Below are 22,822 nucleotides of genomic sequence, written 5' to 3'. Positions count from 1 at the left end.
TGTTATTATGCTACTTGTGGTCGCGCATAGCGTTCTACGTTTTGTTTAATATTTTTAACCGTTTCTGGATCTTCAATGCCCGTTACTTCAGCGATCACTGTATCAACGCTTTCTTGGTCAAGCATTTCCTGTAATTGACGGCTTTGTTCATCTTCTGGATCATGATAATTAAAGACAATACCAATCATTGCTAATAAATGCGGCGACACTAGATTGCGTTCCTGTAATTCACGGATTGGTCGAATAAACCGTTCTTGCGCACCTAATTTTCTGATTGGTGTCCGTGCTACACGTGTAATAGCATCTGAAATATATTTATTTTGGAAACGTTGAATAATTTTTTCAATATAGGCTGCATGTTCTTGTTCATCAAAATTCCATTTGGCCACTAAAAGTTTACCGGTTTCCTGCAAAACTGATTTGAGTTGCGCTACCACTAAGGCGTCCTGCATCGCTTCGTCAATGGTTTGATAGCCTAACAACGCCCCTGTATAGGCAACTGTAGCATGGCCAGTGTTTACACTAAATAATTTTCGTTCAATATACGGCTCTAAATCCGCAACGTAATGAACGCCTTCTAACTGAATCTCTTTGGCTTTTCGGTTGGTATCATCAATGACCCATTCACAAAAAGGCTCAACTTGAACAAAAAGTGGATCTTCATGTTTTTGTAATGGAACAATCCGATCAACTGCCGCATCAGGAAAACCAATCCATTGTTCAGCATAAGCTGGGTTTTTCAAATATTTGGCCACTTCTTCTGCTAAAAAGGTTGAACCACCAATCATATTTTCACAAGCGATAATATCCAGCGGCTTTTGACAATTTGCTTCAGCACGTGCATCAATTCCTTGGGCAATTAATTCAGCAATTCTTGGTAAAATATTGGGACCAATCGCCGTCGTGACTAAATCAGCTTCCGCAATTGCTTCTACTACTTTTTCTGGTTCTGTCATGTTATTTAACCCGGTCACATTTTCAACGTTAATTTGTTGATGTGAGGCATCGGCCAATTCAATTGTATAACTTTTACGTTCTTTTAACGCTTGAATGATGGTTTCATTAACATCCACAAACGTAATATGAAACCCGTTTTTAGCTAAAATTTCGCCAATAAAGCCGCGTCCAATATTTCCTGCTCCAAAATGTACTGCGTTCATTCTTATTCTCTCCTTTAAGCAATGGCTAAATTTTCTGTTATTTCTTCTTTACTTAATGCATCGGCAAGTTGCACCACGTTATCCATATCACTACAATAAAGTGCAATTTGTTGGACTAATTGCAAATGTTCTTCACCGACTCCGGCAATCCCAAATAATACGGTAGCAATTTTTTCATCTTCTTCGGTGCCAAAATTAACGCCCTCTGGGACTTGCACTACACAGATTCCTGATTTTTTCACTAATTTTTTGGCTTCTTCTGTTCCATGAGGAATGGCAATAAAATTCCCCATATAAACAGATAGCAATTGGTCTCTTTCAATCATTGCTTCGATATAAGCGGGCTCAACACAGCCTGCCTCGACTAGTTTTTCGCCGCAAAAGCGAATAGCTTCTTCTTTTGTATTAAACTGTTGATTTAATTCAATTGAAATATTCGTAAGATTTTCCATTGTTTTCTTCCTCTCTAGGCACTTTCTTTTAAGAGCGAAACCACTGTTTCATATTTTTGGGGATTAACCATACTTTTTACTGATAAGTGTGTCGCTTTCGGTGCTTTTTTACGGGCTTGTTCCGTTAGTTCAGCTTTTGTGACAATTAAAGCCTGTGTTTGTTGAGTTAATTCATTAATATTAATTTTTCGAATCGGCATTGAAATTTTCTCTTTATCTAAAATTTCTTCTAAGACTTTCATTCCCATCGTTGCTGACCCGACACGGTCATCGTGAACCAAAAGAATCTCATTGACATTTGCTAAATCTCCCTCAATTTCAGAAGCAGGTGTTGCTTTGGAGGCTGTTGGTTGTGCGTCGTTTTTTTCTTTGGTACCTGATAGTTCAGCCACAATTTCATCATAACGTGGTGAGTTCAAGAAATTTTCAACTGCTACAAAGGTTGCATTAGGTGCTTTCTGTTTGGCCCGTTCTTGCAATTCCGCTTGTGTGACAATCAATGTATTTCCCTCATCGGTCAAATTATTAATGGCCCGATTCGTCACAGTTTGTACTAAACCAGCCTCTTGGACCTTTTTCCGTAAGATAGACGCACCCATTGCACTAGAGCCCATCCCAGCATCACAAGCAAAAATAATTTGTTGAATTCCTGACAATGAAGCACTACCATTTGTGACAGTTAATCCTTTTGATGCTGCTTTAGCAGCTTGGGTTTCTTTCACTTTTTGGGCAAATTCATCACTTTCTTCTTTCGCATCTGCTTTTAAAATGACTGCGGATACTGCAAAGGAAACTGCAGTTGCTGCCAAAACACCTAAAATAACTGGTAAGTAAGAACCCATTGGTGTCATCGCTAAAATAGCTATAATGGAGCCTGGAGAAGCGGGCGCACGTAAACCAGCATCTAACGTTTGGAAAACCAAACTACCTGTCGCGCCACCTGCAATAACCGATAAGAATAATAACGGTTTCATCATTACATATGGGAAGTAAATTTCGTGGATACCACCAAGGAAATGAATAATTATTGCTCCCGGCGCAGAAGATTTTGCCGCACCTTTTCCAAAAAACATAAATGCTAATAAGACACCTAACCCAGGACCAGGGTTTGCTTCTAATAGGAAAAGAATTGATTTGCCAGCCGATAAGACTTGTTCTGTCCCTAAGGGTGTTAAAATGCCATGATTAATCGCATTGTTTAAAAAGAGCACTTTTGCCGGTTCAATAAAAATACTCGTTAATGGAATCAAATGAGCATTTAAAATGATTTCCACACCACGTGCCATTGCAGCAGTCAGCGCATCGACAATTGGGCCAATCGCTGAAAAACCAAGTAAAGCTAACGCAAAACCAATCAATCCAGCTGAAAAATTGTTTACTAACATTTCAAAACCAGCTTTAATCCGATGTTGGAAATACTGATCAAATTTCTTAATTGTAAAGCCACCAAGTGGACCCATAATCATGGCACCTAGCATCATCGGAATATCGGTTCCCACAATCACGCCCATTGTCGCAATTGCGCCAACTACGGCACCGCGATCACCTGCAATTACTTTCCCACCAGTGTAGCCAATTAATAATGGAATTAAATAGGTCAACATTGGGCCAACCATCGTGGCAAAGGCTTTATTTGGCAGATATCCATCTGGGATAAATAGCGCTGTCAAAACGCCCCACGCAATCAACGCCCCGATATTGGGCATCACCATGCTAGATAAGGTACTGCCAAGTCTTTGGACTTTTGCTTTAATTGATACTTTATTTTTTTCTGGTACTTGTTCCATTTTTATTCCCCTTCTCTCAAGTAACTTTTCTTGTTGACTAAATTGTATCCGCTTTCCGAATCTGGAAAAAGTCGTACTTTGGCACAAACCATTTTGCCAAAAGTTGAAAGAAAAAAGCACGTGTTCTCTAGTTACGAAAACCAGAAAACACGTGCTTGTTCCATTTTTAATAATTCCAATAATAAATGAACAACTTTTTATGCTATACTCAAATTGGCGACTTGCCTCGAAAGGAGGTGCATCACATGTACGACATTGTCACAAAAATTCTTGTGCCGATTTTTGTCGGGATTGTCCTGAAACTTGTAACCATTTGGTTGGAAAAACAGAACGAGGAATAAACAAGTTGCTTCCAGCCGCTGCTGTCTAAACAGCAAAAAAAGACACCCTACTACTGATAGGGTGTCTTTTTAGTGCATCCATGCACGACTTTGTCACAAGTTACCTTAAATTTATCATAGGGCCTATTTTTTGTCAAGGAATCTTCTTATCTTTTTTGTTTGATCTCTTAAATTAAAATATTTTATTTTTTAATATAAAATTATTTCAATAATTATTGAACATTTCAAATTGAATTGATTTTTTCAGACGTAACTTTAGGCTTGAGCCAGAATTTTTTGCGCTTCATCTATTGTTCGACAATCACTGAGCCGCTGAATGTTTTCGAGATCTGAACAGAAAAAAGCTAATTCTTGAAGCATGCTTAGTTGCCGTTGACTTTTTAGAGCAACGACAAATAACAAAGTAGCTATTTTTCGATCTGCTTCCGTACCAAAGTTGACCCCATCAGGCACTTGAATAAAGCAAATCCCTTCTTTTAAAACTTGTTCATCTTGTCCTTCCGCATGAGGCAATGCCACGAAGTTACCGATATACACGCTGACTTTTTGTTGACGTTGATACATTGCTTTGACATAGTCAGGCGTGACCAACTGATTTTTTAGCAGTAATTCACCAGAAGCTGCAAGTGCTTCCTCCCAACTAGCATACGATTGATTCAACATTATTTGCTCCGCTGTAATTTCAAACATCTCTCAACACCTAGCCTTTCATTTCTTCAATTAATAATGACGAAAGCAACTGATAAACAATGGCTTCATTTCCTGAATGAAAAATTTCTGTATTTAAATCATTCATAATAATCGCACCACTGATTTTTCCTAAAATTTTCCCGATTGTTTCATCAATCGGCATTGGCGCTAGCATGAGTAACATACGTTGTAACTGCATCGGCTTTTTATCCATCCCTTCAATCATAAGTGGCTGGGCCAGATTAAAAATACAAAAAACAGGCTGTGTCACTGCTGTACTTGAGGTATGGAATAAGGCCATTTCCGTCTGAGGAATCCCAATAGGCGCTTGCTCGTAACGTTTCATCAATTGCTGACAGACGATTGCACTATCGGTGATTAAATCTGCGGAAAGTTGCGCGAGAGCTTGTTGAACGGTTTCTGCTAAATCCGCTTGATTATTTAAATCTGCTATGAAAAATGTTTCTAATAGTTTACTAATTTCTTCCATGAAAGCGACCACTGTTTCGTAGCTTTCTTCGCCACCTATTTTTTTCACAGGCGCTTTCCTAAGCGAGCGTTTTTCGTGACTAATCCGCTTAAACTCTTCTTTCAATTGGCGGATTTCATCGTCTAAAAGTAACGGTGAGATCAATTTATATTTACCATTGTATCCTGGTAATAACGAAGTGGAAATCACTAAGTCATAGTTTTCCTCAACATTCACCTTACCTAAATCCGCAATCCGAAAAAAATGAATCTGGTTGATAAAAGGAAAGTAGCGCCGTAATCGCATTTCCAGCATACTTGTCGAAGCCAAACCGCTAGGAGAAAAACCAGCAATATCAACTTCCATAATTTTGGGACTCCGTTCTAAAGAATTGGCAAAATGAAGTACCATGTAGGCAATTTCCTCTTCCGATAAATTCTTTTGCGGAAAAATTTGCGGCAACGCTTGGCGTAAAGCCGCAGCTATTTCTTGATATTGATTCATGATCCGTTCTAAAATGGGATTTGTTAAATCTTCTTCTTGTAAAACCGCCCGAGAAAAAACACCTGATAAATGCGTCAACAACATTTTATACAGATTGGTATCTTCGAAAAAATTAACTTCCGTTTCTTGACTTACTGCTTCAATCAGTTGTTTCACTGCATAAGCCAGCTGAGTGTCAAAATGTTCATCAAAAAAATCTTCATCAAAAGAATTAGAAAAATCACTTAATAAGCTAGCAAAAAAAACAATCTCACTGACAGCGTATAGTTGTTTCGTTTCAGCAGCGACTTTTGAAAAAAGTCGTTTAGAACAATTTAGAAAGGCCTTATTCATCTGCCCAGTATAGGTCTCATCAGCTAAATAAAAACCTGCAGTGACCCGATCCATCGCAATTGTTAACATTAAAATCAAATGTTGTAATTTGCGATCACTTAATGCTGGAAATAAAGTTTCTACTTCTGGCTGAACAATTTTTTGTGCAAATGCTAAATGTTCTGCATGAATAAACTGAAAGAAAAAATGGTCGTTTGTCGTTAATTCGGTAAAATGAAAAAATTGGTACTCATTAATTTCCATACTTAGAATATTCGCCATTAGAAGACGGCGATATTTTTCAGAACCAGTCACTTCATAGCCTTGATTCCGAGAAATCGTCAACGGAATCCGAGCAATCCGTGTTTCTAATTGTTTAATATCGGCATAAAAAGTCGTATTACTAATACAATACGTTTCCAGAAAATAATGCATAGAGACTGGCTCTTTTGTTTGCAGTAATGTCAATAAAATCGCATGTTGCCGCGCCAAAGTAGAAAGTTCCTGTGTCTCTTCTCCTAAAATAGCAGCCTGAATTTCCGTCATCGCTGCTTCATCTGCTTGAATCGAAAAGCGCCCACGAGCTACTTTTTCCAATGTCGCGCCCATCGATGCTAGCGAGGTTTCTAAATTTTCTAATTCACGATATACCGTCCGGCGGCTAACCTTTAACAAATTCATCATGCGGTTTACTGAAACGGGGGTAGGACTATTCACTAATTCCGTTAATAGAACAGTTTCTCTTGTCGTTAAAAACATCTATCAGCTCCTCCTTCCAGCCATTCTTGATACTCTTTCTTATTCAAAAAACTAGTAACTACGTATAAATTTTGTTGCGTTAGATCTAAATGATAGGCTTGCGCCAGTTCACGAGTCACTACGTAGGTTGTCTCCTTGGTAAAAAAGACTGTTTCCAGTGGCTCTTTAGATACTTCAATCGCGACTCCTTGTTTCGCCGCTTGTTGCCGCAATAATTCCATTCCCATTGTTTGCGATCCTCGAACATTCTCGGCATATAAAAAAACAAGCTTCTGTATTTGTTTTGTCGAGTTCGTTTCAGTAGACTCTGAACCAAGTGAAGATTGCTCTTGAGAAGAAGCAGTCAGTTTGGCTAAAACTTGCGGGTAATAGGATTTAATTTCTAAAAAATTTTGAACACTCACCATATCCTTTTCTGGGACGTACTTTTGTGCTAACTGTTTCAATTCTGCTTGAATGACCACTAATGTCTTAGGCTGCCACTTCATCTGATGAACGGACTGGTAAGTCACAGGTATCTCCAAGTCCACAGCTTTTAATTGTCGGCTTAGCAAACTAGCCCCCATGGCACTTGAGCCCATTCCTGCATCACAAACAAATAAAATTTGCTGATAGTTAGGTGTGACTGTTTCCACTTGGTCTTCCTCCTTCTCCTTCATCTTTATCATTGAAACTGGTTCAATTCCTCGTTGACGTTTTAATAACAAGCTTGCTATTGCAAAAGAGCACAGAAAGCTAACAAAAATTCCGCTAAAAACCGCCAGCCTCGCATCAGTCGGGGCATTGGCTAAAATCGCAACCAATGAACCTGGCGAAGCTGGAGCACTTAGCCCCACATTAAATATTTGAAAAACAAGCGTACCACTCATTCCTCCAGCAATTACTGCTAAAAATAAGCGCGGGTCCATCAAAACAAACGGAAAATAAATTTCATGAATGCCCCCAATCAGTTGAATCATGGTGGCACCTCCTGCTGTTTTTCGTTGTCCTACAGGCCCAAACAGCAGAAAAGCAACCAAAACGCCCACGCCTGGTCCAGGATTTGTTTCCAATAGAAATAAAATGGACTGACCTGTTTGACTAGCGCCTTCTAAACCTAGAGGCGTTAATAAGCCATGGTTAATCGCATTATTAAAAAATAACACTTTTAAAGGTTCTAAGAAAACGTGAACCAATGGTAAAAGATTGGCTTCAATTAACCAAGAAGAAAATTGATACAGCCAAAAACTAGCACTTTCAACAGCCGGAGCTACAACCAGAATACCAAAACAGCAAAGCAGTCCTCCCACAATTCCTGCTAAAAAGTTTTTAGTCAGCATCTCATAGCCTTCTTTAACTTTCGGTAAGAGAATTTGTTCAATTTTGGCGAAAGTATATCCTGCTAAAGGACCAATAAACATAGCACCAAACAACTGTGGAACATCTGTGGAAACAATCACGCCCACTGTCGCAATAGCAGCAACAACGCCGCCACGTTGTTCCTCGAACATTTTTCCGCCTGTAAAACCAATTAGAATCGGTAAAACAACTCGAATCATTATCGTTTCGACTTCAGAAAGAGCTAGCCGTAGATTCCCTGTCGTATAGCCAGCCACCAAAGACAATAAGCTCCACGCAATAAAAATACTCAAATTTGGCATAATCATCCCACTCAAACGATGACCAAAACGACGTAAATAGGGAGTTACTTTCACAAACTTATGTTTAAAAAAGAGCGAATGCATTTCTTTTTCCTTCATATTCCTTGTCCCTCGCTCTCTATGTAGATAATTAGAATACTTCTATTATATGAAATTTCACAAAAAAATAGTATAGATTTTTGTAAAATAATTCTTTTATACACCTCACAAGAGAATCCGTTTACATTAATAGAAAAAACTTTTATACTAAAAGAAAGAAACTCTTCGGATTGGAGGCCAATTATGGCAATCAAAGCAATTGTAATGGATATTGATGGCACCTTATTAACTTCAGAAAAAAAGATTTCACCAAAAACGCGACAAGCATTAGTAGCTGCACAAAAACAAGGCCTCTCACTGATTTTGGCTTCTGGCCGCCCGACTAACGGTATGCGGCCCTTAGCAGATGAATTGGAGATGGCTCATTATAATGGACACTTACTTTCCTATAACGGCGCTTGTGTCACCCATCACGGCAGTCAGCAACAACTATTTAATCAGACAATTTCAAAGTCATTGAGTCAACAAATTTTAGAACATTTGAAACAATTTGACGTAATTCCAATGATTAATGATGAAACATTTATGTATGTCAATGATGTTTTTCATAACACCTTACATTTAGAGACTGGTGATTTTAATATTATTGAATATGAATCACGGGGTGGCAACTTTCAATTATATGAGTGGCATGATTTAGCCGCCAGACTAAACTTTCCCTTGAACAAAATTTTAATTGCTGGTGAACCCGCCTATTTACAAAAATATCATGAGGCCATCTACGCGCCTTTCAAAGAAACCGTCACCGCTGCTTTTTCCGCTCCTTTCTATTTTGAATTTACCGCTAAAAATATTGATAAAGCGCGTTCTTTAGAAAAACTAACCCTACAGTTAGGCATAACTGCTGAAGAAGTAATTGCTTTTGGTGATGGTCACAACGATTATACAATGTTGGAATGGGCCGGCACGGGGATTGCTATGGAAAACGCCGTTGACGAGCTTAAAAGCATCGCAACGGAAGTCACTTTATCCAACGACAATGACGGCATCGCTGTTGCATTAGCCAACTTTCTTTAAGAGTGTTGGTTGATGTAAGCGTACGCCGTCATTTTTTATTGCCTATTCAAATGTCGTGATTTTTTCTGGTGCTAAACGAACAGATTCATAGCCAGTTTCCATGCCCTTACCCACAGATAAAATCATTACTGGGACATAGCGCTCTTGATCTAAACCAAATGTTTCAGCTAATTTTTCCGCTTCAAAACCACCGATTGGATTTGTTTCATATCCGTGAGCTCGGGCCACTAACATAAATTGCATAGCTGCTAAACTCGCATCAATTTTTACGATGTCATTCATTTGTTCTCTACTTAAACTTTCATAATGGGGAATAATGGCTGCTAATTGTTGGTCCCGTACTTCTTTAGGCATTTTACCACTAGCATAGGCTTGATTGTAAATCTCCTCTCCTCGTTCATGGCAGTTTAGATCACCAAAAATTAAGAGCATTGCAGAAGATGTTTCATTTTGACGCGTATTAAAGCGAATTAAGGGTTTTAATTTTTCTTTGCCTGCTTCACTTTCCACTACGACAAAACGCCATGGTTGCATGTTAACAGAAGAAGGGGCAGTGGTCGCTTCTTGAATCATTGTTAACATTTCTTCATGAGAAATTTTATGGGTTTCATCGTACACCCGAACCGATTTGCGGCCAAAAACAATCTCTGAAAAATCATTCGTTGTATATGTTGTCATTCTATCATACCTCTTTCGTTGTAATGCTTTGATCTAGTTTTGTCAAAAGTTCTTTTAATTGGCGACAGTCGTCCTTTGTAAATGTACTGGGAATAATTTCTGTTACCGTTTGTTGCTTGGCTGTACATTGCTGTAGTTCTTGTTGTGCTTTTTCTGTTAAATGCACTAGCACTTCCCGATTATTTTCTGGATTTCGCTGTCGTGTCACATACTGTTTCTCTTCTAAAATTTTCAAATGGCGAGTGACCGCACCACTATCGATTTTTAAGTGTTCTTGAATCTCCGTTTGAAGACACGGCTGACGTTCTTTTAAAATCATCAGCAACTCATAACGAGTCAAACTCAAGCCAACTTGCTCTTCAAAAACTTTGGTAATTTTTTGATCTAATACCTTTAACTGACATAATAATTGGCTGACTTCCCGTAATGATAACGACATAGTTTCCTCCTTAAAAAGATGACTCGTCAACAATTGACTAGTCAACTATAACTGTTTCTTTCTAAAAATGCAACCTTTTTTACAAGAAAAATAGAACAATTGACAGGGAGAAACTACAGTATTCCCCATCAACTGTTCTATTTTAATCAATCTATTTTTCGGTAACAGGTTCTGCTGATAACCGCTTAATTCCTAAACCAGTAAATGCACTGACCATTGAGAAGACAGGCGATAATAAGCTAAAGAAAACAAATGGTAAGTAAGTCAACGTTGGTACGCCAAAGGTCCCCGCTACGAAGCTACCTGCAATCCCCCAAGGAATGAGGTAGTTAATAACCGTCCCACCATCCTCCAAGGTTCTGCCTAAAACAGTCGGATCCAAACCTTCTTTTTTGTAAACTTCTTTAAAGGCATTCCCTGGTAAAATAACCGATAGGAATTGTTCACCAATAAAAATATTTACGCCAATTCCTGTTAATAACGTTGATAAAATCAATTTCGGTGTACTGCTCATTTTCTGCGAAACAACTTCCATGACCGCAGAAATCAATCCTAATTCCATTAATAAGCCACCTAGAGACAACGTTAGAATAATAAGTGCCACAGTCGGCATCATACTCATAATCCCGCCACGACTTAATAATTGATCAATTTGTGCGTTCCCCGTTTGAGAAACAAACCCATTTTCCAACGTGTTTCCTAATGCCTGCAACGATACTTTCGGATTTTGAATAATAATCATAATTACTGCCACAATAATGTTCAACAAAATCGTGATAATCGCTGGAATTTTGCGCCAGGCACAGATTAACATTAAGGCTAATGGTAACAATGACCAAATTGAAATGGTAAAGTGGTCTTCCAATACTTGAATAACTTGAACTACTTCTGTCAGACTAGTATTCGCGTACGTTTGTCCTAAAATCATAAACAAGATTAAAGAGACGATAAATGCTGGTACAGTCGACCACATCAAGTTTTTTATATGTTTAAACAAATCCGCTTCAACAATCGCTGCGGCTAAGTTTGTTGATTCTGATAAAGGTGACATTTTATCACCAAAAACTGAACCAGAAACAATCGCCCCCACAACTAAAGCAGGATTTAACCCTAAGGTACTGCCAATACCGAAAAAGGCAATTCCAATTGTTGACATCACTGTAAAAGCACTACCTACTGCACTGCCGACAATCGCACAGACAATAAAAACTGACGGCACAAACCATTTAACACTAATCATTTTAAAACCAAAAACCATAATCGTTGGAATAATTCCTGCTTGAATCCAAACGGCAATCAATGCCCCCACTAAAATGAAAATAAAAATTGGAATAATTCCTGGCTTCAAGCCATCAACAATCCCTTTATGCATTTGATCAAATGGTACTTTACGAAACATTGCGTAGCCTAAAATCAATGCAATCACAAACAAAATAGTAATATTTGGCGATATCTTTAAGCCAATTACTCCTGTTGCAATAGCTGCCACAATAATTAATAATACGATACTTGCTTCTCGAACACTCACGGTCTTCTTTTTCTGTTTTTCTTTCATTTCGTTACTCTCCTCTAATCTTTTTTCTGAATACTCTGACATTAAAGGATCTTATGATAACGAATAACCCCTCCACAACTCATTGAAAACGCCTCCTAAAGCTACATAAAAAGAGAGATTCATCCTTAAAGAATAAGGACGAATCTCTCCGCGGTACCACCTTAATTAGAAGCTTACTTGCTTCTCGCTTATGTATTATGTAATTGTTACTACTTATTAGTGTAATTCACAAATAGACTTGATCGATTCGCAGCAACCATCGACTTTCTGAACAAAACATCTATTTCCTACTGGGCTAATAATTTATGAATCTCAATATACCAAGAAGAAACCGACTTGTCAACGAAAATAGTATAAAAAATTTTTTTCACACGCCAACAAAAATTACTTTTTCTTTTTGTAAAAATAGAAAGAGGTCGGGACAGCAGCGTTTAACTCCGAGAAATAAGAAGGAATTTCCGAAAATTGTTCTTTAATTTTTGGAGAATTTCGGCTTATTTCCGAAGGAGTTGCTTCTATTCCCGCCGTTTATCAGTTTTTGAGCGTGGAACAAAAATCCAAAGTGATTTTTGTTCCACGCTCCTGTTAATTAATGGGTTGTGCCACCTTGTAGTTGAATATCTTCTTGCGTTTTTACTGCTGCTTCAATCATATAGAACAAAGAATCTGTGATTGCTTCTAATGACATAGAAGCAAACGTTGGTTTATCAATTGTTTGTTCTGGTAGGAACGGAACATGAATAAATCCGCCACGAATAGTTGGATATTTAGTGTTAATTAAGTGTAGTAAGTGATACATAATATCATTACATACAAAGGTTCCTGCTGTATAAGAAATCGCTGCAGGTAATTGATGGTCATGACAATTTTTTACCATCGCTTTAATCGGTAAATTTGTAAAATAGGCTGTTGCTCCATCTTCAACCAGCGGCACATCGCTTGGTTGTTGTCCTGCATTATCCGGGATACGCGCTTCCGCTAAATTAATCGCCACTTTTTCAACAGTGACTGTTTGACGGCCGCCTGCTTGTCCAACACAAATCACCATATCTGGTTGATGGGTTTCAATTGCTTCAGCCACTTTTTCACCACTAGTGCCAAAAACAGTTGGCACCTCAACTTTAATAATTTCAGCTCCTGCAATTTCAGCAGGTAATTTTTTGACTGCTTCAAAGGCAGGATTGATTGCTTCTCCTCCAAATGGATCAAAGCCAGTAACGACAACTTTCATTTCGATCATCCTTTCTTATTTGAATAGAATCATATAAACAATTTGGAAAATTAACATGAAAAGTGCAATCGGCAATTGATTTTTAATGACGCCGTACTTATCTTTCATTTCCAACATGGCTACAGGTACGATATTAAAGTTCGCAGCCATCGGTGTTAACAGTGTACCACAAAAACCACATGTTAAGGCAACCATCCCAACTAATGCGGGATCTGCACCTAAAGAAAAGACAAACGGCACACCAATTCCGACTGTCATCACGGTTATTGCTGCAAAGGCATTGCCCATGATAGCCGTAAAAATAACCATTCCCACAGCATAAATAATAATCCCTACATTGACATTTCCTGCTGGTACTACGGCACTAACTCCTTTTGAAATAATCTCACCAACACCAGCGCTAGTAAAAACAGCACCTAAACAAGCTAATAGCATTGGCAACGTACTAAGAGGACCGACTGTTTCTAACATTTCCGCCGCATCATCAAAAAATACTTTCGGCGTATTATTTTTAGAAAAGAACATCATGATGAAAATCGCTACAAAGACACCAACACCGACACCGACTAAAGCTCCTAAAGTAGTCAATGTGGCAAAAAGAATTGCGAAAACCCCGATACTTAGTGCGGGAATAAAAATCTTCATTCCTAATTTTTGAGACATTTTTTCCATGTATTCTTTCGAAGGTAAGCGACTTTCTCCTTTTGTCACTTTTTGAAGAATTGCCGGAATTGTCATCACAAAAATAAGTACGCCACAGGCAACTGGTGGGATAAACCGACCAAAACCGATTAAGATCCCTAAAATCCCCCAGAATAAACTAGTCCCATACGCATGTTGATTGGTTTTATCACGAAAACTACGAAAACTTGTATATAACAAGATAATCCCCATAAAAATATAAAGGACTTCCAATAACTTTGCACTCAAATCAATACTTGGATCTGTGAAAAAACTCATTTCAGTCCCTCCTGTCCATAATATTTTTTACGTAATCTTTTTTCTTTTAAAGTAAAGTAAATACTTGCCGAAATTAAGGCAACTAAGGCGACTGGTACTTCCACTAAAGCCAGTTTACCTAATGTCACTTCATAGCCTAAATCTTTCAATGTTGATTGAACAAGCAATGCCCCAGCCCCACCAACAAACAAAACTTGACCAAAGAACCAACAGATATTTTCCATGGCTGAAGCCATCCCTTTTAGTTCTTCTTCATACTCTGGCACCATTGGTAAATTTTTTGATTCAATTGTTCCTAACGCCATTGGCAAAATAATCGGACGCACAAAACCTGCTACCCCACCGAAACTTACGTTAAAAGCGGCGAAGATAATCCGAAAGACACCATAAATGTCAATAATCACACCAGCAGATACCTTTTTGAATCGTTTAATCAACGTAGCCGCTGACTCTTTCAAGCCATTTCTTTCTAACGTTCCTGTTGCTAACATAATAATAATAAAGATAGCCATGCCTCGATTATTCACAAAGGTTGTTCCTAGTGTTTCTAGCATTGATGTCAAACCAAGCCCGCCAGTAAAAGCCGTCACTATTAAAGCAACCATCACAATCAAGATAGCATCAAATTTCAATGCGAAGCCGACAATGACGATCAATACGCCTAATAAAGGTAATAAATCCATCAAATCTCTCCTTCTTAAAATAAAATTTCACTTTCCATTATATGCCAATTTTCGCTCATTTGTAAGACTTTTTTAATTTTTAATGTTATTTTTTCTAAAGATACAGTTTCCAACACTTTTTAGAGCTACCACTCGCACTTTTTTCTTTTTTCCGCTAGAATAAAAGAAACAATAACATTGAGGAGGATTTTTATGTTCCAAACTTTTAGAGAAAATTTTCGGCGCCATACCCTATTGCGCGACGCCGTCTTTATCGTTATCGGAAGTGCCATTGTCTTTAATCCCGGTGCTTTCTTCCAGTTCGTCGGTTATTTAATTGCTGGTTATTTGATGCTTTTAGGGTTAATTAATATTTATGATGACTACAAAATAAAAAAACAAACGGGTAGCTGGGGGCTTGGTTTCGTAACAGGTTTAATCTTTGTCGTCTTAGCAGTAGCCTTTTTATTTTTTGCACCGGTGATTGTTTCGATTCTGCCGTTTTTATTAGGGATTAGTATCGTTATAAACGGCCTCGTTCAATTGACTTTTGCTTTAAATACTCGTCAAACAGGCGCGCTTATCTACAGTATTCTGGTTTTAATCGCTGGAGCTGTTTTAGTTTTCAACCCCTTCAAAAGTCTCTTAGTTTTGATGCAAGTCTTTGGATTTATCCTGATTTTCATGGGTGTCATTGAAATTATTGGTCATTTTAGAAATAAAGCTTAACGAAAGGAGCAACTTATGGATAAAGAAAGTACCAAGTGGATCCGCTTTTTAGGTGGGAAAAATTTACTTTACACATTAACTATCCTTTGTCTAATTGCTGTAACTATCTTTTTATTCAACACTGTTTCATTTATCTTTAAACCAATTTTTGTTATTTTTAGTGCCGTCTTAGGCCCGGTACTTTTTGGTATTATTCTATTTTATTTGCTTAATCCAATGGTGAAACGCCTTGAGAAAAAAATTCCCCGTGTTTGGGCGATTGCGATTCTCTATGTCTTAATTATTGCATTACTAGTGTTAGCTGGACTGCAACTTTTCCCAATTATCCAAGACCAAACGGAAGAATTAATCAAACAATTCCCAAGTTTTTGGAAAAGCACGCTCCAAACAGTACAAGAATTTATGGCTAAAACACCTTTTGCAAAAGATTTAGAATCTGCTAATGAGTCGATTAATCAGCTCTGGGGCAAACTTGCAAACTCCTTTAAAGACTTTGCAGGGGATTACCTACAAACAGGCGCACAAGGTCTGGGAAGCGTCTTTTCTGCAGTCTCTTCTACTTTCCTAACCTTGTTTACAGGACCTATCATCGCCTTTTTCCTTTTAAAAGACAAAGAAAAGTTTTATCGCTTTGTAAAAGGCATCATTCCCCCAGCTTTTCGTCCTGATTTTGATGAATATAGCCAAATTGCCAACATTCAAATTGGCGATTATCTAAAAGGTCAAGTCATTGCTTCGTTGGTTTTAGGGATTATGTATTGGCCAGCTTTTCTATTAATTGGTTTACAATTTGGTAGCATTTTAGCTTTAGCTGCGGGTATTTTATGTATTATTCCTTATATCGGGCCATTTATTGCCTTTATTCCAGGATTGATTATTGCCTTTCAGGATTCCACATTTATGGTAGTAAAATTCGTTATCGTCTGGTTTGCCATCCAATTGATTCATGGTGATTTTGTTATTCCTCGTGTGATGGGCGATAAATTAAAAGTCCATCCGATTACTATTTTACTTGTCTTGTTAGTTATGGGTGAACTGTTTGGTTTAATGGGCGTTATCTTCGGGATTCCAATGTATTGCCTAGTTAAAGTGACAGTCATTTATTTATTCCGCAAATTCAAACAACGCTATAACCGCTTTTATGGTGACAACGGCGAGTATGAACACACGAATTTTACTAAAGATCAATATTTAAAATAATACAATGAAAAAACTGGGACATAAGCCGTTTAGACTTATGTCCCAGTTTTTTTACCATACTTCTCTAGCAATTTCTTGAAGTAATTGAACTTTGCGCCATTGTTCTTTCTCCGTCAAACGATTTCCTTCTTCCGTTGAAGCAAAACCGCATTGCGGACTAATACTTAAGTTTTCTAAAGGAACAAACTGTTGGGCTTCTTCAATTCGTGCTTTCACTTGTTCAGTCTCTTCTAATCCAGGAAACTTAGAAGTAACTAAACCTAAAACGACTTTGCTGCCATTATTTTGCCAATGTCTTAATGGTGAAAAGTCCCCTGCACGATCTGAGTCATATTCCAAGAAAAAACCATCATAATTCGTAGCAAATAATTCTTTTGCTATCGGTTCATAACCACCTGAAAATAACCAAGACGAAGCATGGTTCCCACGGCAAATGTGCGTGGTTACAGTTAAATCTTCTGGCTTACCAGCTAAGGCTTCATTAATAATCGTGGTACACACTTGTGCAATTTCTTCTGGCTGTATTCCTTTTGCTCGTAATTCTTCTTGTTTTGTCTGATCCGCTAGAAACGCCCAATTTGTATCATCAAATTGCAAATAACGGCAACCTCTCTCGTAAAAGGCCGCAATTGCATCTTTATATGTTTGTGCTAAATCCTTATAAAAAGCACCAATCTCTGGATAAATTGTTTGAATGTGCGAGGTGCCATCGTTAGATAAAATTTCTTGACGTAAAATCATGGTCGGACTAGGGATCGTTGCTTTGGCTACCGTGCCATCACCAACTTCCACCACCTCTTTTAAAAATGAAAAGTCCTCTAAAAATGGATGTTGCGCAGGAAAAGATATTTTATCCACTACGCGGATATTATAGGCCGGAGCTGCTTTTCCATGAAAGGTTTGGTTATACCCCGTTTCTGGGATATAGCCTGTCACACCATTTAATCCTTCTAAGAAATCAATATGCCAAAAACCGCGACGAAATTCACCATCTGTGATTCCCCGTAAACCGCCAGCTTTTTGTTTTGCTACTAATGCTTTGATTTCCTCATCTTCAATAAGACGTAGCTCTGCTTGAGATAACGCACCTGCTTGGACCTTTTTCCGTGCTTTCTTAATTGTTTCCGGACGTAAAAAACTTCCCACATGATCAACTGTAAAAGGAATCTGACTACTCATTTGCCTCACTCTTTCCTATTTTTATTTATAAAAAAACGCCCTTTTACTAGCCGTAACTAGTAAAAGGGCGATTATTATCGCGGTACCACCTTTTTTCGGAAAGATGACTCTTTCCCTTCAACTGACAATCATAATCAGCGGTCTTGTTAACGAAAGACATTACGTTTTTGCCTACGTTTCGACAAAAATTCCTCCTAGGCCATTTTTCGATACAGACATCTAACTTTTTTCACCAACCAAAGTCTCTCTACCAGCTGTCTTGTATTTACTTTCCTATTCAACGGAAATTATTAGATTATAATTAGAATACCACGTTTAGCAAATTTGTCAACGGAGATGGATGAAATAGTAATGAAAAAAGCAGCTTCTTTTCAGAAGCTGCTTACGTCTATTTTTATCATTGCTGATTAGGCTGAGTGTCCTACGATTGTGCTACCTGAGTAACCAAAACCGACACGCGTAATACCTGGGTTAATTTCCCAATCACGGTGACCGCTTCCTGAAGCTGTTACCATGTTTGTTTCATTGTACCACGCCATGATTACTGAGTTACCTGGCGCCCACATAATTGCGATAACTTCATCTCCACGAGACCAGTGATCATTTGGAATACCACCTGCTTCAACTTGTGCTGCACGAGCAGTTGCAGAAGCTGCTAAACCTGCATCCCATACTACTGGACGTAAACCTAATGATTGACGTAGAACGTTCAATGCATCAAGCGTCACATCACCTGTAGCTGGTGGTGGTGTTGGAATTGGATCTTTTTTATCTGGTTCTGGTGTTGGTGGTGTAACTGTTCCCTCACCATTACTTTCACTACCACTTGGTGTTGTTGATTGTTCTGAAGAAGAGCCAGTATTTTCTGTTGCACTATTATCTGTACTTGGTGTAGTTGTTTCAGTTGTTTGTTGCGTGCTTGATTCAGTTGCTGAGCTTGAGCTTGCTGGCGCTTGCGCTTCCGTTGTTGAAGAAGAGGCAACTGGTGCTTCTGCTTTTACTTCAGCTTTAGCTTGAACTGGTTTTGCAGCAGCTTGTTTAGCTTTTTCAGCTGCAGCTTTTTGTTCAGCAGCTAAGCGTGCTTGCTCTGCTTCAGCAGCTGCTTTTTGTTTTTCTAAGCCAGCTTTAGAACTTTCAGCTGATGATTGTTCTAATGCTAATGAAGCTTTCATTACATTTAATTCAGATTGTTTAGAAAGTAAATCTTGACGTTTTGTTTCTAATTCAGCTTCTGTTGCTTCAAGTTGTTTCACTTTTTTCTCGTTTTCAGCTTTTTTATCAACAACAGCTTGTTTGTCTTCTTTTTGTTGTTGCATTAAGTCGTTGTTGGCACTTACGATTGTTGAAACAGCTTGAACACGGCTGATTGCATCTGCAACTGAGTCCGCATCTAAAACTGCATCTAGCATTGTTGTGCTTTGTCCATTAACTTGAACATCACGTGCTTGATTTTTGATTGCTTCGTTACGTTTTTCAATACGTTGATTCAAGTTTGTAATTTCTTGTTGTAATTGTTCTGATTTTGCTTTTAGTGTTTGCTTTTGTTCACGTAAAGCCATGCTTTCATCAAATACTGAAGATACTTCTGCTTCTAAAGAAGATACTTGTGAAGCTAAATCCCCTTGTTTTGCTTTTAATGATGAAATTTCTTGATTTTTTTCTTCAATTTTTTTATCAACATTGTCCGCCAAAGCGATGCTTGGGGTAGCAATTGCTGATAGCGTTAATGAACATAGTAATACTGATGCAAATAGACGTTTCTTCACTTGTCATTCCTCCGAATTAATTTCTAAAGTTTATTTAAAATATCTTAATCTTTTCTTACGACAAAAACATTCTACCACACCCATATTTCAATTAAGCAATAGAAATGTTACAAAAACATTTCAGATCACTCCTTCTTTCTCCATAATAGGTAAACTTACCTTTTGTAAGGCTTTTACACCTTGTCACGACTAGTTTTCACGTGTTTTCAATTGTTAAACAATTCTTCGATTTTTTTTCATATTTTTTCTTTTTTTATTCAAATTTTGCTTCTTTTTTGTCGATATATGCTTTTTTTCGTAAAATTAATCATTTTTCCTTCTTTTTAGCAAACGTTTTTGTTACAAAATTCGTTATATTTTGGTAATGAACCAAAAAAAAGGCCGCTTCGTTGAGCCGCCTTTTATTATTTCTATGCAATGTTTTTGATCAAACTATTCAACTTATTTTTTATGGACTTATGGGCCTGTCACTAAATTCCAAGTCACCATTGCTTGATAAGTTTGATCTTTTCTACCTTGATTTGCTGGAATTTCTAATTTGATTTGATCAAAAGAAAAATCAAATTGATAAACATCACTTTCGTCAAACTGACCATTGGCAACAATATGGCTAGCTACACCGTTGGCAACTAATTGAATAGCGGTTGTTTTGCCAAGAGCAACTTTGGTTTCCGTTGGTTGATTGTACTGAATAAAACCTGAAACATTGGTTGTTCCTAACAATAACTTTGTCATTGATGATAGTTGATCCACTCTTCCTTCAAAGGGGGATAGTTCTGCAGTTAGTGCCCAATTGGGTTGTGATTTTTTCAAACGTAAATATGGATTTTCCTGACCATTTTCATAATAATCTGCTGCCTGCTTTAAACCATGTTGCTGCGTGTTGCTAGAAATGGCGACTTTACCAAAATCAAAAGTTGGTGTGCTGATAAAACCTTCCTCATCTGGTGCCACAATTTCTTGATTTTTAGGTTGGATTCTGACAGTATCAGCTGCGTGAACAGCAGAAAAATTTCCATTCATTTCAACAGCCGCTTGTAACACTTGATCTGGTTCACCTGTAGCAATTGTTGTCATCATAATAGTTGCTGTCTGACCAATAGGCACTTCCGTATTTAAAGCAATGCCAACTCGCCAATTTTCATCAGTAATAGGAACAATTTTGTTTGGTTCAGATCCAACACGAATCGTGACTTGGATTGGCCGAGCTAGACCTGGTGACCAACCACTTGCTGGCTTTAAGTTTATTTTTTTTAACGGTACTTCTCCCACATTTGTAAGCATAATCTGCCAAATTTGTATATAACCACTTGGCATGACTTTGACTAGTCCTTCTATTTGCATTTCAGCTTTTGCAGTTATTTCCTTATACACTGCTGTAATAGCGTTCATTTCATTAAAAACAGGGGAGTTTATGGGTCGCTTCGTTTTTTCTAAGCTCTCTTGTTTTGTTTTATCTTGATACCAACCTTGATATAAATAAGTTTTACCGTTAACGCTGTATTGTTGTGGCAGTTTTTTTCCAGCTAAATAGCGAAAGCCATCCGTAGTTATTGGTTGTTGGTGATCCTGAATAAAATCAGATGGTGGTGCAATTTCAACACCATTGACATCCTCAAATGTATAATTTTTTTGAGGTATCTCCTTATAGACAACAGTTAAATCATCATTGTCGTCATAGGTAATATCATAACTGGGCGTTACGCTTTTTTCTAAATTTTCAGGTTTCGTTTTCCCTTTATACCATCCTTGAAATTGATACGTTTTTGAGTCAATTTCATAGCTACTTGGCAAAAGATCTTTCTGTTTAAAGGTGTAAGGGTCACGCTCAATAAGTGTTTGCTTTCCTTGTCTAAACCCCGGTGGTGGAGGGATTGGTTTCCCTTGAGTATCCACAAAATGTTCTGTCACTTTGCGATTGGTAACATGATAATAAACCGGCCCTGAAAATTTAAAGTAATTCAATAGCCCAGATTGATTCGATGAATCAACCTTCACTTGGTTGTACAAAGGAACGATTAGTTTTTGGCTCTCGCTAATGTTAAACGTTACTCCTGTTTTCTGACTATATTGTTGTGCAGATATTTTTTCCAATTCAAATTGCGAAATTGTTGTTGGATATTGGTTTCCTGATGCGTCGGAAATAGTTGGCAGCGGATAATTGGGATCAATTTCCCCTTTCTTATTGTATAAGCTTAAAGAAGTATAATATCTTGGTAAAAAAAATGTTTGATTACTCGCTGCAAGCACCGTTGACATGTCGGAATAGACGGCTACTTTCTCACTTGGAATTACCACTTCTTTTAAATTAGCCACTGTAGATGCTGTCACTGGTTGACTTTCACCTTCCCACACATTTATGCCATTTGGGGAATTGCCTTGCCAACTATGATACTGTAGAAGGATCTCATTGGCGTTTACTAGCTGCCCCTCTTCATTAATAAATCCATAACGATAAGTTAGGTTAGGCGTCTCAATTCTTTCTCTAATCGTTTGACTTGTAACATTAGCCTCATTATCGATTAACTCACTTTTTGGCAATGCTAGTGGTTCTTCATCATGTAGTTTATCCTTTGTCTGTGGTTGTTCACTTTCGGCTTTTTCTGCTGTTAATGAATGATTGGTTCCTTCTCTTACTTGTTTTGTACTTGGTAATGTTTCTGCAAAAACAGTTGTCTGTATTAGTATGGGGAATACTAATATATGGCAGATGCCCGTTACTATCAATTCTTTCCATTTACTTCGCTTCATATTGTCCCTTCTTTCTAAAGAACAATCCAACAATTCTTAGTTAACTAAACATTAAGACACTAAACTTAGCAGAATGATCACTTACCATTTTCAGCAACAGTCTTGTCTTGTGGTATCGGTTTCATTTTTCTTTATACTTTGGATCATTCACTTGTTTCAGCGCTATTCGTCCAATACTTCTTTTTACTAACCAGTTATAACTAGTTTAGCAAAAAAGAATAATTTCTGAAATTCCGAATTTTAAACAGACAGGAGCATTTCCTGAAGATTCTATATATATCAAGGAAAATCGACCAAAAATAAACTGAAAATAAACTTTTCAATAGAGAATCATAGCTAAAACAGGATAAATTAATCATATTTTCACCTTCCTAGCTTTACCTTTATCAAAAAAAGCTCAAAATGTTAGTTTTGACAACTAACATTTTGAGCTTTTTGTTTT

Annotated in this window: 19 protein-coding genes and 2 other annotated features; of the genes, 4 read left to right on the top strand and 15 right to left on the bottom strand. The window is 37.7% G+C overall.

Annotated elements, in window-relative coordinates:
• Positions 1-5: 5 nt before the first annotated feature.
• Genes IGJ46_RS01590 through IGJ46_RS01580 form a run of 3 tightly spaced genes read right to left on the bottom strand, consistent with a single transcriptional unit; the run spans position 6 to position 3,399 of the window.
• Positions 6-1,160: a mannitol-1-phosphate 5-dehydrogenase gene (locus tag IGJ46_RS01590; protein ID WP_002355280.1), complete on the bottom strand. Its 1,155-nt coding sequence runs from the start codon at positions 1,158-1,160 to the stop codon at positions 6-8.
• Positions 1,161-1,174: 14 nt separating this feature from the next.
• Positions 1,175-1,612 carry a PTS sugar transporter subunit IIA gene (locus IGJ46_RS01585; protein ID WP_002355279.1) on the bottom strand — a complete coding sequence of 146 codons (438 nt, stop codon included), beginning with the start codon at positions 1,610-1,612 and terminating at the stop codon, positions 1,175-1,177.
• A gap of 14 nt (positions 1,613-1,626) precedes the next feature.
• Positions 1,627-3,399, bottom strand: a complete 1,773-nt coding sequence (locus tag IGJ46_RS01580; RefSeq protein WP_002405272.1) for a PTS mannitol-specific transporter subunit IIBC — start codon at positions 3,397-3,399, stop codon at positions 1,627-1,629.
• 245 nt (positions 3,400-3,644) lie between these two features.
• Between IGJ46_RS01580 and IGJ46_RS01575 the strand changes: the two genes are divergently transcribed.
• Positions 3,645-3,740, top strand: coding sequence for a type I toxin-antitoxin system Fst family toxin (locus IGJ46_RS01575; protein ID WP_122975133.1), 96 nt, complete (start codon positions 3,645-3,647; stop codon positions 3,738-3,740).
• Between the two features lie 255 nt (positions 3,741-3,995).
• On the opposite strand, the gene IGJ46_RS01570 is transcribed toward IGJ46_RS01575, so the two are convergent.
• From IGJ46_RS01570 to IGJ46_RS01560, 3 genes are read right to left on the bottom strand one after another with little or no spacing between them, the layout of a single operon-like run.
• Positions 3,996-4,430: a PTS sugar transporter subunit IIA gene (locus IGJ46_RS01570; RefSeq protein ID WP_002358391.1), complete on the bottom strand. Its 435-nt coding sequence runs from the start codon at positions 4,428-4,430 to the stop codon at positions 3,996-3,998.
• A gap of 10 nt (positions 4,431-4,440) precedes the next feature.
• Positions 4,441-6,474, bottom strand: coding sequence for a BglG family transcription antiterminator (locus tag IGJ46_RS01565; protein WP_002355275.1), 2,034 nt, complete (start codon positions 6,472-6,474; stop codon positions 4,441-4,443).
• Positions 6,465-8,213 (bottom strand): PTS transporter subunit EIIC, encoded by a 1,749-nt coding sequence (locus tag IGJ46_RS01560; protein WP_218391392.1) that lies wholly within the window; start codon positions 8,211-8,213, stop codon positions 6,465-6,467. The genes IGJ46_RS01565 and IGJ46_RS01560 overlap by 10 nt, the downstream gene beginning before the upstream one ends.
• A gap of 183 nt (positions 8,214-8,396) precedes the next feature.
• On the opposite strand from IGJ46_RS01560, the gene IGJ46_RS01555 reads away from it, so the two are divergent.
• Positions 8,397-9,230, top strand: a complete 834-nt coding sequence (locus IGJ46_RS01555) for a Cof-type HAD-IIB family hydrolase (protein ID WP_137274061.1) — start codon at positions 8,397-8,399, stop codon at positions 9,228-9,230.
• 42 nt (positions 9,231-9,272) lie between these two features.
• On the opposite strand, the gene IGJ46_RS01550 is transcribed toward IGJ46_RS01555, so the two are convergent.
• The 6 genes from IGJ46_RS01550 to IGJ46_RS01525 all read right to left on the bottom strand — a co-directional run bounded on the left by IGJ46_RS01550 (position 9,273) and on the right by IGJ46_RS01525 (position 14,776).
• Complete coding sequence (locus IGJ46_RS01550; protein ID WP_002358386.1) at positions 9,273-9,908, bottom strand: nitroreductase family protein; 636 nt, start codon at positions 9,906-9,908, stop codon at positions 9,273-9,275.
• Between the two features lie 4 nt (positions 9,909-9,912).
• Positions 9,913-10,347, bottom strand: a complete 435-nt coding sequence (locus tag IGJ46_RS01545) for a MarR family winged helix-turn-helix transcriptional regulator (protein ID WP_002362972.1) — start codon at positions 10,345-10,347, stop codon at positions 9,913-9,915.
• Positions 10,348-10,498: 151 nt separating this feature from the next.
• Positions 10,499-11,944 carry a Na+/H+ antiporter NhaC gene (nhaC, locus tag IGJ46_RS01540; protein WP_002383673.1) on the bottom strand — a complete coding sequence of 482 codons (1,446 nt, stop codon included), beginning with the start codon at positions 11,942-11,944 and terminating at the stop codon, positions 10,499-10,501.
• Positions 11,945-12,033: 89 nt separating this feature from the next.
• Positions 12,034-12,209: a binding site (T-box leader), on the bottom strand.
• 282 nt (positions 12,210-12,491) lie between these two features.
• Entirely contained in the window at positions 12,492-13,133 is a 642-nt protein-coding gene (gene pcp / locus IGJ46_RS01535) for a pyroglutamyl-peptidase I (protein ID WP_002355269.1), read from the bottom strand.
• Positions 13,134-13,148: 15 nt separating this feature from the next.
• Positions 13,149-14,093 carry a DUF979 domain-containing protein gene (locus tag IGJ46_RS01530; RefSeq protein WP_002355267.1) on the bottom strand — a complete coding sequence of 315 codons (945 nt, stop codon included), beginning with the start codon at positions 14,091-14,093 and terminating at the stop codon, positions 13,149-13,151.
• The gene (locus tag IGJ46_RS01525; protein WP_002355265.1) at positions 14,090-14,776 is read right to left on the bottom strand and encodes a DUF969 domain-containing protein; all 687 of its coding nucleotides are present in this window, start codon (positions 14,774-14,776) and stop codon (positions 14,090-14,092) included. Before IGJ46_RS01525 ends, IGJ46_RS01530 begins: the two co-directional genes overlap by 4 nt.
• A gap of 192 nt (positions 14,777-14,968) precedes the next feature.
• On the opposite strand from IGJ46_RS01525, the gene IGJ46_RS01520 reads away from it, so the two are divergent.
• Entirely contained in the window at positions 14,969-15,484 is a 516-nt protein-coding gene (locus tag IGJ46_RS01520; RefSeq protein WP_002381189.1) for an HdeD family acid-resistance protein, read from the top strand.
• Positions 15,485-15,499: 15 nt separating this feature from the next.
• Positions 15,500-16,684 (top strand): AI-2E family transporter, encoded by a 1,185-nt coding sequence (locus tag IGJ46_RS01515; protein ID WP_002355262.1) that lies wholly within the window; start codon positions 15,500-15,502, stop codon positions 16,682-16,684.
• 51 nt (positions 16,685-16,735) lie between these two features.
• Here IGJ46_RS01515 and IGJ46_RS01510 read toward each other — a convergent pair whose 3' ends face one another.
• The 3 genes from IGJ46_RS01510 to IGJ46_RS01500 form a co-directional block, all read right to left on the bottom strand.
• A complete protein-coding gene (locus IGJ46_RS01510; protein ID WP_218391390.1) occupies positions 16,736-17,863 on the bottom strand; it encodes a 5-methyltetrahydropteroyltriglutamate--homocysteine S-methyltransferase in 1,128 nt (375 codons plus the stop codon).
• 60 nt (positions 17,864-17,923) lie between these two features.
• Positions 17,924-18,153 (bottom strand) — a binding site (T-box leader).
• A 117-nt stretch (positions 18,154-18,270) separates the two neighbouring features.
• Positions 18,271-19,629 (bottom strand): PcsB-like coiled-coil domain-containing protein, encoded by a 1,359-nt coding sequence (locus IGJ46_RS01505; RefSeq protein ID WP_002372402.1) that lies wholly within the window; start codon positions 19,627-19,629, stop codon positions 18,271-18,273.
• A gap of 456 nt (positions 19,630-20,085) precedes the next feature.
• Positions 20,086-22,380 (bottom strand): WxL domain-containing protein, encoded by a 2,295-nt coding sequence (locus tag IGJ46_RS01500; RefSeq protein ID WP_218391388.1) that lies wholly within the window; start codon positions 22,378-22,380, stop codon positions 20,086-20,088.
• Positions 22,381-22,822 lie beyond the last annotated feature (442 nt).

The organism is Enterococcus sp. AZ120 (assembly GCF_050546165.1).
In the GTDB taxonomy this organism is placed as follows: Bacteria; Bacillota; Bacilli; order Lactobacillales; family Enterococcaceae; genus Enterococcus; species Enterococcus faecalis.
This window is presented reverse-complemented; position numbering and strand designations above follow the sequence as displayed.